Source organism: Streptomyces roseolus (genome assembly GCF_014649855.1).
In the GTDB taxonomy this organism is placed as follows: Bacteria; Actinomycetota; Actinomycetes; order Streptomycetales; family Streptomycetaceae; genus Streptomyces; species Streptomyces roseolus.
In genome coordinates this window covers 1-14006 of record NZ_BMTV01000046.1, presented here as the reverse complement: position 1 = coordinate 14006, position 14006 = coordinate 1, and the positions used below count along the sequence as shown (strand labels likewise).

6 protein-coding genes are annotated in these 14006 nt (G+C 69.7%); all 6 read left to right on the top strand.

Annotated features, from left to right (window positions below):
- The first annotated feature begins 351 nt into the window (after positions 1–351).
- The 6 genes from IE245_RS34255 (at position 352) to IE245_RS34230 (ending at position 13673) form a co-directional block, all read left to right on the top strand.
- Positions 352–3723 carry a CARDB domain-containing protein gene (locus IE245_RS34255; protein ID WP_189954922.1) on the top strand — a complete coding sequence of 1124 codons (3372 nt, stop codon included), beginning with the start codon at positions 352–354 and terminating at the stop codon, positions 3721–3723.
- A gap of 198 nt (positions 3724–3921) precedes the next feature.
- Positions 3922–8211, top strand: coding sequence for a galactose-binding domain-containing protein (locus IE245_RS34250; RefSeq protein ID WP_189954920.1), 4290 nt, complete (start codon positions 3922–3924; stop codon positions 8209–8211).
- A 340-nt stretch (positions 8212–8551) separates the two neighbouring features.
- Complete coding sequence (locus IE245_RS34245) at positions 8552–9970, top strand: extracellular solute-binding protein (protein ID WP_189954918.1); 1419 nt, start codon at positions 8552–8554, stop codon at positions 9968–9970.
- A gap of 120 nt (positions 9971–10090) precedes the next feature.
- Positions 10091–11056, top strand: a complete 966-nt coding sequence (locus tag IE245_RS34240; RefSeq protein WP_189954909.1) for a carbohydrate ABC transporter permease — start codon at positions 10091–10093, stop codon at positions 11054–11056.
- 15 nt (positions 11057–11071) lie between these two features.
- A complete protein-coding gene (locus IE245_RS34235) occupies positions 11072–11947 on the top strand; it encodes a carbohydrate ABC transporter permease (protein ID WP_189954906.1) in 876 nt (291 codons plus the stop codon).
- Between the two features lie 121 nt (positions 11948–12068).
- Positions 12069–13673, top strand: coding sequence for a glycoside hydrolase family 13 protein (locus IE245_RS34230; protein WP_189954904.1), 1605 nt, complete (start codon positions 12069–12071; stop codon positions 13671–13673).
- Positions 13674–14006 lie beyond the last annotated feature (333 nt).

The window sequence follows — 14006 nt, the reverse complement described above, 5'->3', positions numbered from 1 at the left end:
CCGGAACTTCCCCACGGTCCCGCTCGGCAGCGGGCGGTTCACGGCGACGCGTCACGCGTCCTGATCCACCCTCACCACGATCACGAGAACGTGCGGTGACGGCGTACGGGCGGGCACCCCCTCCCCCAGGGCAGTCATGTCTGCCCCGTTGACAAAGTGGTGACCTGACGGAAACCTGTCACCCGGTCGTCGCAAAAGATTGACTGAATACCTCAAAAAAACTTGCTGACGTCTTTATGTCCCTTTCTTGGGGTGGAAGGCGCCGTGCGAGGACTCCGTCACGTTCACCTGCTCCGCCGCCCCCCCATGAAGAGCACGGTCGGCCGGCCGGTGAGGAAGCAAGAGGACTTCATGCGATTGAGAAATCACGGGCGGCGAGTGATCGTCGGCTCGGTGATGGCGGGGCTGATGGGCGTGGGGATGCTCCCCGCTCCCGCCCACGCCGCGGAGGGCCCCAACCTGGCCCTGGGCAAGCCCGCGAGCGCGGGCGGCACGAACGGCGGTTACGTCGCCGGCCATGTGACGGACGGGAGCCAGGCGTCCTACTGGGAGGGTCCGAACGGCGCGTTTCCGCAGTGGGTGCAGGTCGACCTGGGCGCGAGCACCGAGGTCGACCGGGTCGCGCTGAAGCTGCCCGCCTCCTGGGGCTCCCGCGTCCAGACGCTGAGCGTGCTCGGCAGCACGGACGGGTCCTCGTTCGCCGCGCTGGCCGGATCGGGGGCGCGCACCTTCGACCCGGCGAACGCCAACACCGTCAGCATCCCCGTCACCGCGACCACGGCCCGCTTCATCCGCGTGCAGGTGGCGGCGAACACCGGGTGGAACGCCGCCCAGCTCTCCGAGCTGGAGGTCTTCGGCGAGGACGACGGCGGCCCGGTCGACCCGCCGCCGAACGGCACCGATCTGGCGCGCGGCAAGCCGATCGAGGCCTCGTCGTTCACCCAGTCGTACACAGCGGCCAACGCCAACGACGGGAACACCGCGACCTATTGGGAGTCGGCCGGCTTCCCCGCGACCCTGACGGCGAAGCTCGGGGCCAACGCCGACGTCGAGGCCGTCCGGATCAAGCTCAACCCCGACCAGGCGTGGGGCCCGCGGACCCAGGCCGTCGAGGTGCTCGGACGCGAGCAGTCCGCGTCCGGTTTCACCTCGCTCAAGGCCCGCGCCGACTACGCGTTCAGCCCGTCCTCCGGCGGCAACACGGTCACCATCCCGGTGACCGGCCGGTACGCCGACGTGCAGGTGAGGTTCTTCGCCAACAGCGGCGCTCCCGGTGCCCAGGTCGCCGAGTTCGAGGTGGTGGGCGCCGCCGCACCGAACCCGGACCTCACCGTCACCGACCTCGGGTGGACCCCCTCCTCCCCCTCGGAGACGGACCCCGTCGAGGTGAGCGCGACCGTCCGCAACGCCGGGACCGCCGCCTCGCCGGCCACCTCGGTGAACGTGAGCCTCGAAGGCGCCGTGGCGGGTACGGCGCAGGTCGGCGCGCTCGCCGCCGGCGCCTCCACGACCGTCAGGATCCCCGTCGGCAAGAAGGCCATGGGCAGTTACACCGTGTCCGCGGTCGTCGACCCGGCGAACGCCGTCGTGGAGCAGGACGACACCAACAACAGCCGGACCGGCTCCTCCAAGCTGGTCGTCGGCCAGGCCCCCGGCCCGGACCTGACGGTCACCGCGATCACCCCGAACCCGTCCTCCCCGGCGGTCGGCGCGCAGGTCTCCTTCACCGCCACGGTCCAGAACCGGGGCACCACCGGTGTCCCCGCGGGGACCGTCACCCGCCTCGCCGCCGGCACCACCACCCTGAACGGCACCACCCCCGCGGTCGCCGCCGGTCAGTCGGTCACCGTGCCGATCTCCGGAACCTGGACCGCGGCGAACGGTGGAGTCACCCTCACCGCGACGGCCGACGCCACCGCGACCGTGGCCGAGACCAACGAGAACAACAACGTCTTCAGCCGCTCGCTCGTCGTGGGCCGGGGCGCCGCCGTGCCGTACACGGAGTACGAGGCGGAGGACGCCCGCTACCAGGGCACCCTGCTCACCGCCGACGCCAAGCGGACCTTCGGCCACACCAACTTCGCCACCGAGTCGTCCGGCCGCAAGTCGGTCCGGCTCGACTCCACCGGCGAACATGTGGAGTTCACCTCCACCAACGCCGCCAACTCCATCGTCGTGCGCAACTCGATCCCCGACGCCCCCGGCGGCGGCGGGCGGGAAGCCACGCTGAGCCTGTACGCCGACGGCCAGTTCGTGCGGAAGCTGACGCTCTCCTCCAAGCACAGCTGGCTCTACGGCACCACCGACGACCCGGAGGGGCTCAGCAACACGCCGGGAAGCGACGCCCGCCGCCTGTTCGACGAGTCCCATGCGCTGCTGACGCGGTCCTACCCCGCCGGCACGAAGTTCCGGCTCCAGCGGGACGCCGGTGACACCGCCTCCTTCTACATCATCGACCTGATCGACCTGGAGCAGGTCGCTCCCCCGGCGGCCCAGCCGGCCGGCTGCGTCTCGATCACGAACTACGGCGCGGTGCCCAACGACGGCCTCGACGACACCGACGCGATCCAGCGCGCGGTGACCGCCGACCAGAAGGGCGAGATCCCCTGCGTGTGGATCCCGGCGGGCCAGTGGCGCCAGGAGCAGAAGATCCTGACCGACGACCCGCTGAACCGGGGGACCTACAACACGGTCGGCATCCGTGACGTGACGATCCGGGGCGCCGGCATGTGGCACTCGCAGCTCTACACGCTGACCCCGCCGCACCAGGCGGGCGGCATCAACCACCCGCACGAGGGCAACTTCGGCTTCGACATCGACCACAACACGCAGATCTCCGACATCGCCATCTTCGGCTCCGGCACCATCCGGGGCGGCGACGGCAACCAGGAGGGCGGCGTCGGTCTCAACGGGCGGTTCGGCAAGGGCACCAAGATCAGCAACGTCTGGATCGAGCACGCCAACGTCGGCGTCTGGGCCGGCCGCGACTACACCAACATCCCCGAGCTGTGGGGTCCCGGCGACGGCGTCGAGTTCAGCGGCATGCGGATCCGCAACACGTACGCCGACGGCATCAACTTCGCCAACGGCACCCGCAACTCCACCGTCTACAACTCGTCCTTCCGCAACAACGGTGACGACGCGCTGGCCGTCTGGGCCAGCAAGTACGTCAAGGACACCTCGGTGGACGTCGGCTCCAACAACCACTTCCGCAACAACACGATCCAGCTCCCCTGGCGGGCCAACGGCATCGCGGTCTACGGCGGTTTCGGCAACACCATCGAGAACAACATCATCGCCGACACCATGAACTACCCCGGCATCATGCTGGCCACCGACCACGACCCGCTGCCCTTCTCCGGACAGACCCTCATCTCCAACAACGCCCTGTACCGCACGGGCGGAGCGTTCTGGAACGAGGACCAGGAGTTCGGCGCCATCACCCTGTTCGCCCAGGGCCAGCCCATTCCGGGCGTCACCATCAAGGACACGGACATCGTCGACTCGACCTACGACGGCATCCAGTTCAAGACCGGTGGCGGTGAGATGCCGAACGTCAGGATCACCAACGTCCGCATCGACAAGTCGAACAACGGCTCCGGCATCCTCGCGATGAGCGGCGCCCGCGGCAGCGCCACCCTGTCGAACGTGACGATCACCGACTCGGCCGAGGGCGACATCCTCGTCGAGCCCGGGTCCCAGTTCGTCATCGACAACCCGTAATTCCGGCAGCGGCGCCCAGGGCGCCCTGACCACGGGGTCCGGCCGCGGCGGCGGCCGGACCCCACCCCCCAGCGCTTCCCGTGACACCCCGTGGCCCACCCCTCGCACGGGGCCTTCGGCGTGCCGTCGTACGCCGCGACGAAGCGAGAAGCCCGCCTTCGCAGCACGAAAACCACGCAGCCCACGGATCGAGGACAGATGAAACCGCACAACCGGAGATCACGGAGCATGAGCGCCGTGATCGCGACGAGCCTGCTGGCGCTGGGCGGTCCCCTCATGACCGCACAGGCGGCCGGAGGCCCCAACATCGCACTGGGAGATCCCGCGTCGGCCAGCGGCGCCCTGCCCGAGTACGGCGCCGGGCACGTCACCGACGGCAACCAGGCGACGTACTGGCAGAGCTCCGGATCGAACCTGCCGCAGTGGGTCCAGACCGACCTCGGGACGAGCACCCGCGTCGACGAGGTCGTCCTGAAGCTCCCGGCGAACTGGGAGAGCCGCAACCAGACGCTCTCGATCCAGGGCAGCGCCGACGGCACCAGCTTCAGCACCCTGAAGAGCTCGGCCACGTACGCCTTCACCCCGGGCGCCGGCAACACGGTCACGGTGAGCTTCCCGGCCGCCCAGACCCGCTTCGTCCGCGTCGACATCACCGCCAACACCGGCTGGCAGGCCGCCCAGCTCTCCGAGCTGGAGGTGCACGGCGCCGACGGCACCTCCGCGAACCTCGCCGCGGGCAGGACCCTGACCGCGAGCAGCCACACCGAGGTGTACGCGGCGGGCAACGCCAACGACGGCAACAAGGCCACCTACTGGGAGAGCCGGAACAACGAGCTGCCCCAGTGGCTCCGGGTGGACCTCGGCTCCTCCGTGCGTGCCGACCGCGTCGTCCTGCGCCTGCCCGACGGCTGGGGCGCCCGCAGCCAGACCCTGAAGGTCCAGAGCAGCGACAACGGCACGGACTTCACCGACCTCACCGCGTCGAAGGCGTACGAGTTCGCCCCGTCCGCCCAGAACACCGTCACGATCCCGTTCGGCGCGACCACCACCCGGTACCTCCGGGTCCTGGTCACGGCGAACACCGTGCAGCCCGCCGCCCAGCTCTCCGAGCTGGAGGTCTACGGCCCGGCCACCGGCGACACCCAGGCGCCGACGGCCCCGGCGAACCTGGCGTTCACCGAGCCCGCGACCGGCCAGGTGAAGCTGGTCTGGAGCGCCTCCTCGGACAACACCGGCGTCACCGGGTACGACGTCTACGCGAACAACACCCTCCTCACGAGCGTGGCCGGCAACGTCACCACGTACACCGACACTCGCCCGGCGGGCCAGACGGTCACCTACCACGTACGGGCCAAGGACGCCGCCGGCAACCAGTCGGGCAACAGCAACGCCGTCACCCGGCAGGGCGACACCGGCGACACGCAGGCGCCGACCGCTCCGGCGAACCTGGCGTTCACGGAGCAGACCTCGGGCCAGGTGAAGCTCACCTGGACCGCCTCCTCGGACAACACCGGCGTCACCGGGTACGACGTCTACGCGAACAACACCCTGCTCACGAGCGTGGCGGGCAACGTCACCACGTACACCGACAGCCGCCCGGCAGGCCAGACGGTCACCTACCACGTACGGGCCAAGGACGCCGCCGGCAACCAGTCGGGCAACAGCAACTCCGTCACCCGCAACGGCAGCGGCTCCACCGGATCCAACCTGGCCGTCGGCAAGGCGATCAGCGCGTCCTCGACGGTCCACAGCTTCGTCGCGGCGAACGCCAACGACAACAACACCGGCACCTACTGGGAGGGCGCGGGCGGCAGCTACCCGAACACCCTCACCGTCAAGCTCGGCGCCAACGCCGACCTCGACCGCCTCGTCCTGAAGCTCAGCCCCGACACCGCGTGGGGCGCGCGCACCCAGACCGTCGAGGTCCTCGGCCGCGAGCAGAACGCGACGGGCTTCACGAGCCTGGTCCCCGCGAAGAGCTACGCCTTCGATCCGGCCGGCGGCAACACCGCGACCGTGCCGGTGACCGCGCGCGTCGCCGACGTGCAGCTGAGGTTCACGGCCAACTCGGGCTCCTCGGCGGGCCAGCTCGCGGAGTTCCAGGTCATCGGGGTGCCCGCCCCCAATCCGGACCTGGAGGTGATCGGTCTGACCACGACGCCGGCCGCTCCCGTCGAGTCGGACCAGATCACCGTCAGCGCCACCGTCCGCAACAGCGGCCCCGCGGCCGCTCCGGCCAGCGCCGTCGCCCTGCGCCTCGGCGGCACCAAGGTCGCCACCGCCCAGGTCGGCGCCCTGGCCGCCGGTGCGCAGACCACCGTCAGCGCCTCCGTCGGAGCGCGGGAGGCCGGCTCGTACGAGCTGAGCGCGGTCGCGGACGAGGCGAACGCGGTCGTCGAGCAGAACGAGACGAACAACACCCACACCAGCCCCACCCCGCTGGTGGTCAAGGCGGTCACCAGCCCCGACGTGGTCACCGCCTCGGTCACGACCACGCCGTCCAGCCCGACCGCGGGGGACACCGTCTCCTTCAGGGCGACGGTCAGGAACCAGGGCAACCAGGCCACGTCCGCGGGCAGCCACGGCGTCACCCTGAACCTGCTCGACAAGCAGGGCGCCACCGTCAGGACCCTGACCGGCTCCTACAGCGGCAGCCTCGCCGCGGGCGCCTCGACCGTGGTGAACCTCGGGCCGTGGACCGCCGCCGACGGCTCGTACACCGTGCGGACGGTCCTCGCCGACGACGCCGGCGAGCTGCCGGTCAAGCGCGTCAACAACAGCTCCAGCCAGCCGCTCTTCGTCGGACGCGGCGCGAACATGCCGTACGACACGTACGAGGCGGAGGACGGCACCCCGGGCGGCGGCGCGACCGTCGTCGGGCCCAACCGCACGGTGGGCGACATCGCGGGCGAGGCGTCCGGCCGCAAGGCGGTCAACCTGGACGCGACCGGCGAGTACGTCGAGTTCACCACCCGGGCCTCCACCAACACCCTGGTCACCCGCTTCTCCGTCCCGGACGCCCCCGGAGGAGGCGGCACCGACTCGACGATCAACGTGTACGTCGACGGCGTGTTCAAGAAGGCCCTGCCGCTGACCTCGAAGTACGCGTGGCTGTACGGCGCCGAGACGGCCCCCGGGAACGCTCCGTCGGCCGGCGGCCCGCGCCACATCTACGACGAGGCGCACCTGATGCTCGGCGAGACCGTCCCGGCGGGCAGCAGGATCCGACTCCAGAAGGACGCCGCCAACACCGCGGCGAACTACGCGATCGACTTCGTCGACCTGGAGCAGGTCGCACCGGTCGCCAACCCGGATCCCGCCGCGTACGCCGTCCCCGCCGGCTTCGGCCAGCAGGACGTCCAGAACGCCCTCGACAAGGTCCGCATGGACTCCACCGGCAAGCTCGTCGGCGTCTACCTGCCGCCCGGCGACTACCAGACGTCGAGCAAGTTCCAGGTCTACGGCAAGCCGGTCCAGGTCGTGGGCGCCGGCCCCTGGTACACGAAGTTCCACGCGCCGGCCGCGCAGAACAACACCGACGTGGGCTTCCGCGCCGAGGCGGCGGCCAAGGGCTCGTCCTTCCGCGGCTTCGCCTACTTCGGCAACTACACCTCGCGCATCGACGGTCCCGGCAAGGTCTTCGACTTCGCCAACGTGACCGACATGGAGATCGACGACATCTGGACCGAGCACATGGTGTGCCTCTACTGGGGCGCCAACACCGACCGGATCACGATCAAGAACTCCCGGATCCGGAACATGTTCGCCGACGGCATCAACATGACCAACGGTTCCACGGACAACCACGTCGTCAACAACGACGCCCGGGCGACCGGTGACGACAGCTTCGCGCTGTTCTCCGCGATCGACGCCGGCGGCGCCGACATGAAGAACAACGTCTACGAGAACCTGACCAGCACGCTGACCTGGCGGGCGGCGGGCGTGGCCGTCTACGGCGGTTACAGCAACACCTTCCGTAACATCCACATCGCGGACACCCTGGTGTACTCCGGCGTCACCATCTCCTCGCTGGACTTCGGCTACGCGATGAACGGCTTCGGAACCGAGCCGACGACGCTGGAGAACATCTCGATCGTCCGCTCCGGCGGCCACTTCTGGGGCAACCAGACCTTCCCCGGCATGTGGCTCTTCTCCGCCTCCAAGGTGTTCCAGGGCATCCGGGTGAACCACGTCGACATCGTCGACCCCACCTACAGCGGCATCATGTTCCAGACGAACTACGTCGGCGGACAGCCGCAGTTCCCGATCAAGGACACCGTCCTCACCGACATCTCCGTCACCGGGGCCCGCAGGAGCGGCGACGCCTGGGACGCCAAGTCCGGCTTCGGTCTCTGGGCCAACGAGATGCCCGAGTCGGGCCAGGGTCCGGCCGTCGGTGAGGTCACCTTCAACGGGCTGCGGATGAGCGGCAACGCCGTCGACGTCCGCAACACCACCTCCACCTTCAAGATCAACGTCAACCCGTAGCCACCCCTCCCTCCGGCGTCCCCCGGAGGCACCACCAGCCGGCGCAGGGCCTCCTCCGTGAGCCCCTGCGCCGGCCCTTGCGCGTCCCCCCGGGGCGAAGGGCGCGGTGCGCGCGGTACGGGTGCGCACAAGCCCGCCCAGCAGGGGAACGTCGCTTCGATGCGCATGGGTCACGAGACGATTACGCGTCTCTGTCAGGCAATTACGAAATCAACGCGAGATCTTGCGTTCACTTGTTGGTGGTGATTGAGTGTGCCGCACCCCACGAAGTTCACAGGCCGTGGGCGAGCTCCACGCTTCACGCATCGCTCCTCTCGTTCATGCCCGAAGGGGTCCACCCATGAGAAGTGCCCGGTTCCGCCGCAGCCGTCGTGCCGCCGCGATCACCCTCGTCTCCGCCCTGTCGCTGACCGCGCTCGCCGCCTGCGGCACGAGCAGCAGCGGTGACGACGGCGGCGACGGAGCCCAGCAGAACGGTTCGTCCGACCCGACGATCCCGCTCGACCCCAAGACCAAGGTGACGCTCACCATCGACTGCATGCCGCCCGCGGCGAAGGCGGCCGAGCTCAAGGAGTGGAAGGAGGACGTCGCCGAGTTCAACAAGACCTACCCGAACGTCACCATCGAGGGCCGCTCCACCCCCGGCCAGTGCCTGGAGCCCCCGCGCTTCACCGCCATGCTCAAGGCCAAGTCCCAGCCGGACGTCTTCTACACCTACTTCACCGACCTGCCGCAGGTCCTCGCCGAGGACGGCGCCGCCGACATCAGCGCCTACGTCAGCCCCAAGACCGTCCCGCTCCTCAAGGACATCGACCCGAACGTCCTCGACTCCCTCAGGCACCAGGGCAACCTCTACGGCCTGCCCACCAGCAACTACACGATGGGCCTGCTGATCAACCGCAAGCTCTTCAAGGACGCCGGACTGAATCCCGACGCCCCGCCGCGCACCTGGGACGAGGTCCGCGCCGCCGCCAAGAAGATCGCCGCCCTCGGCGACGGGATCGCCGGCTTCGGCGAGTACTCCGCCGGCAACACCGGCGGCTGGCACTTCACCGCCCAGATGTACAGCCTCGGCGGCGACGTCGTCGACGCGAGCGGCACCAAGGCCGCCTTCAACAACGAGCTCGGCAAGCAGGTCGCGAGGAACCTCCACGCCATGCGCTGGGAGGACGACTCCATGGGCAAGACCCAGCTGCTCAAGTGGGGCGACCTCCAGAAGCAGATCGCCACCGACAAGCTCGGCATGTTCCTCGCCGCCCCCGACGACATCGCCTACATGGTCCAGCAACTCGGCGCGAAGTACGAGAACTTCGGCATGGGCCCCATCCCCGGCGGCAAGAACACCCTCGCCGGCGGCAACAACTACATGGTCAAGAAGGGCATCTCGCCCGACAAGATCAAGGCCGCCGTCGCCTGGCTCAACTTCAAGAACCTCACCGTCGGCAAGGGCCAGTTCGACTGGGCCCGCACCAAGGCCGACGGCCTCCCGGTCGGCATCCCGCAGCCCAACTTCTGGCTGAACGGGTCCAAGACGAAGGACGACGCCGCCCGCGTGGAGCACGCCACCATGCCGGTCGAGAACTTCAAGGCCTTCATGGACAACCCCGTCGCGGGCAAGGCCGAGCCGCCGAAGGCCCAGGAGGTCTACAAGATCCTCGACAACGTGATGTCGGGCCTCCTCACCAACAAGGACGCCGACGTCGACAAGCTCCTCTCCACCGCCGAGGCGCAGGTCAACCAGATCCTCGCCCACCAGTGAGCGGGTCCGGGTGGGGCGGGCGCCCGTCCCACCCGGGTGCCGGTCCCCCACGGACCGGCGCGCACCCACCACCCGGCGCTCCCGGGCCCCGAAACCGGCAGACAGTACCGAGGAGAGACGATGTCGGCCCCCAGCATGACCCCGACCCCGAGCAAGGCGGGACCCCCGCGCCCCTCCCCGCCGAGCGGGGCGGGATCCGTACCTCCCGCCGGCCGGTTCGCCAGGAACCTGAAGCGGAACCTCACCGCCCACGGGTTCCTCATCGGCGCGGTCCTGTGCTTCGGCGTCTTCTCCTGGTACCCGATGGTCCGGGAGTTCTTCCTCGCCTTCCAGAAGACCGAGAACGGCCGGACCGACTGGGTCGGGTTCGACAACCTCGTGACGGTGTTCAACGACCCCGCGTTCTGGCAGGCATGGGGGAACACCGGGCTGTTCACGCTCCTCGCACTGGTCCTCGGCTTCGCGGTGCCCTTCCTCGTCGCGGTCGTCATCAACGAGTTCCGGCACGGCCAGGGCTACCTGCGGCTGCTCGTGTACCTGCCCGTCATGCTGCCGCCGGTCGCCTCGGTCCTCCTCTTCAAGTACCTGTACGACCCCGGTTACGGCCTCCTCAACGAACTGTTCACCTCGATCGGCCTGCCCGAGCAGCAGTGGCTGCAGGACCCGGACATCTCGATGCTCGCCGTCGTCATCGCCTCCACCTGGATGAACATGGGCGGCGCCACCCTGATCTACCTCGCCGCGCTCCAGTCCATCCCCGGCGAGCTGTACGAGGCCGCCGAGCTCGACGGCGCCGGCCTGCTCCGCAAGATCTGGCACGTCACCATCCCGCAGACCCGTCTCATCCTGTCGCTGATGGCGCTCATGCAGGTCATCGCCACGATGCAGGTCTTCGTGGAGCCGTTCCTGCTCACGGGCGGCGCGGGACCCGAGGGGTCGACCACGACCGTCGTCCACCTGATCTACCAGTACGCCTTCAACTTCAACGACTACGGTGCCGCGGCGGCGCTCGGCCTGCTCCTGCTCGTGCTCCTGGCCGGATTCTCGGCGGTGTACGTCAAGCTCAGCCGCGCCGAGGACGAGTAGGACCGGAGACCCGTCATGTCCACACGCACGCTCATCTCGCCGGCCGTCCTCGCCAGGCCCCGCGGCAAGGCCCTGTACTGGACCGTCTTCGCCGTCGTCGTCCTCCTGTTCACCCTGGTCTTCCTGGGCCCCCTGTACTGGCTCGTGTCCAGCGGCTTCAAGGACGCCCAGGAAGTCATCGCGACACCGCCGACCCTGGTGCCCGAATCGTTCGAGCCGGAGAACTACACACGGGCCTGGGAGGTCATGGACCTCGCCACCCTCCTCTTCAACACCCTCTACTACGCCTTCGGAGCGCTCGCCTTCCAGCTCGTCCTCGACGTGGCGGCCGCGTACTCGCTCTCGAAGCTGCGGCCCGTCTTCGGCAAGGCCATCCTCGGCATGATGCTCGCCACGCTGATGATCCCGGCGACCGTCCTCGTCGTGCCGCAGTACCTCACCGTGCTCGACGTGCCCGTCATCGAGCGGAACCTGCTGAACTCACCGTGGGCGATCTGGCTGCCGGCCGTCACCAACGCCTTCAACATCTTCCTGCTGAAGCGGTTCTTCGACTCCATCCCGAAGGAGCTGCTCGACGCCGCGTCGATGGACGGGGCCTCGCCCCTGCGGGTCCTGTGGTCGATCGTGCTTCCGATCTCCCGCCCGATCCTCGGCGTGGTCTCGATCTTCGCGGTCGTAGGGGTGTGGAAGGACTTCCTCTGGCCGATGCTCACCCTCCCCGACCCGTCGAAGCAGACGCTCAACGTCGGCATCTACTCCCTGTCCAACGGCGTCCCGGTCAACGTCCTCATCGCCGCCCTGACCATCGCCTCCGTCCCCACGCTGCTGATCTTCCTGGTCTTCCAGCGCAACATCATGAGCGGCCTGACCGCCGGCGGACTCAAGGGCTGACCGAGCCCCGAGCCCCTGCCGATCACGAGCCCGTACCCCATAAGCCTTCGCCGTCGGCCCACCCGCCGCCCCGCCGTCAGGGCCGGCGGCGAAGAACCGCCCTGCCCGAAAGGAACGCCCCGTGGCAGCCCCTCATCCGCCCCGCACCGACGACTGGTGGCGCGACGCCGTCATCTACCAGGTGTACCCACGTAGCTTCGCCGACGGCGACGGCGACGGCACCGGTGACCTCGCGGGCGTCCGGACGAGACTGTCCCATCTCGCCGAACTCGGCGTCGACGCGGTCTGGTTCACCCCCTGGTACGCCTCCCCGATGGTCGACGGCGGTTACGACGTCGCCGACTACCGCGCCATCGACCCCGCCTTCGGCACCCTCGACGAGGCCGAGAAGCTCATCGCCGAGGCCGCCGAACTCGGCCTGCGCGTCATCGTCGACATCGTCCCCAACCACGTCTCCGACCAGCACGCCTGGTTCCGCGAGGCCCTGGCCGCCGGCCCCGGCAGCCCCGAGCGCGCCCGCTTCCACTTCCGGCCCGGCCGCGGCGAACACGGCGAACTCCCGCCCAACGACTGGCCGTCCCAGTTCTCCGGCACCACCTGGACCCGCGTTCCCGACGGCGAGTGGTACCTCCATCTCTTCACCCCCGAACAGCCCGACCTCAACTGGGCCCACCCCGACGTCCGCCGCGAACACGAGGACGTCCTGCGCTTCTGGTTCGAACGCGGCGTCGCCGGCGTCCGCATCGACTCCGCCGCCCTCCTCACCAAGGACCCCGAGCTCCGCGACTTCACCGAGGGCGTCGACCCCCACCCGTACGTCGACCTCGACGAGATCCACGACGTCTACCGCTCCTGGCGGGCGATCGCCGACGAGTACGGCGGCGTCTTCGTCGGCGAGGTCTGGCTCCCCGACGCCGAACGCTTCGCCCGCTACCTCCGCCCCGACGAACTCCACACCGCCTTCAACTTCAACTTCCTCGCCTGCCCCTGGGACCCGGAGCGGCTGCGCCGCACCATCGACTCCACCCTCGCCGAACACGCCCCCGTCCACGCCCCCGCCACCTGGGTGCTCTGCAACCACGACGTCACCCGGACCGTCACCCGGTACGGCCGTGAGGACACCGGCTTCGACTTCGCCGCCAAGCGCTTCGGCACCCCCACCGACCTGGAGCTCGGCACCCGCCGCGCCCGCGCCGCCGCCCTCCTCACCCTCGCCCTCCCCGGCTCCGTCTACCTCTACCAGGGCGAGGAACTGGGCCTGCCCGAGGCGGACATCCCGCTGGACCGCATCCAGGACCCCATGCACTTCCGCTCCGAGGGCGTCGACCCCGGCCGCGACGGCTGCCGCGTCCCCCTGCCCTGGGAGGCCGAAGCCCCGTCGTACGGATTCGGAACCGGTACGGAACCCTGGCTGCCGCAGCCCGCCGACTGGGCCCGCTACGCCGTCGACCGGCAGAACGCCGACCCCGGATCGATGCTCAGCCTCTACCGCACGGCGCTGGAGCTGCGCAGGGCCGAGTCCGCGCTCGGAGACGGCGCCCTGAGCTGGCTGCCGTCGCCCGAGGGAGTGCTGGCCTTCAGCCGCGCGGAGGACCTCCTCTGTGCCGTCAACCTCTCCGGCGACCCCGTGCCACTCCCGCCGCACGCCGCCGTCCTGCTGGCCAGCGACGAGCTGCCGGCGGACGGCACCCTCCCCCCGGACACCGCCGTCTGGCTGCGTACCTGACCACGCCGCCCACGGCGGAACGCCCGGTGCGCGCATTCCCGCGGGGTGCGCGCACCGGGCCCGCCGCTCCCACGGCCGGGGTCCCGTCCCCTGGCGAAGCCCGCATCACCTCCGACGGAAGCGAGTCCGCGGCAGGCGTAAGGGGGGCGGGCGACGCGCCCGGTCCACGAGCCGGCGCACCGCCCGCGCCCGCGCGTCGACGGCGGCATCCGCCCTGTGAGGAGTGGCGCGACCCGTGAGCAATCCCTCTCCGCGATCGCGCCGAATGGAGGGTGAAAGGGACGAATGTCCGAACGCGATCTGGCCTCGTGCCGGTGAAACCTCCCCGGAAGG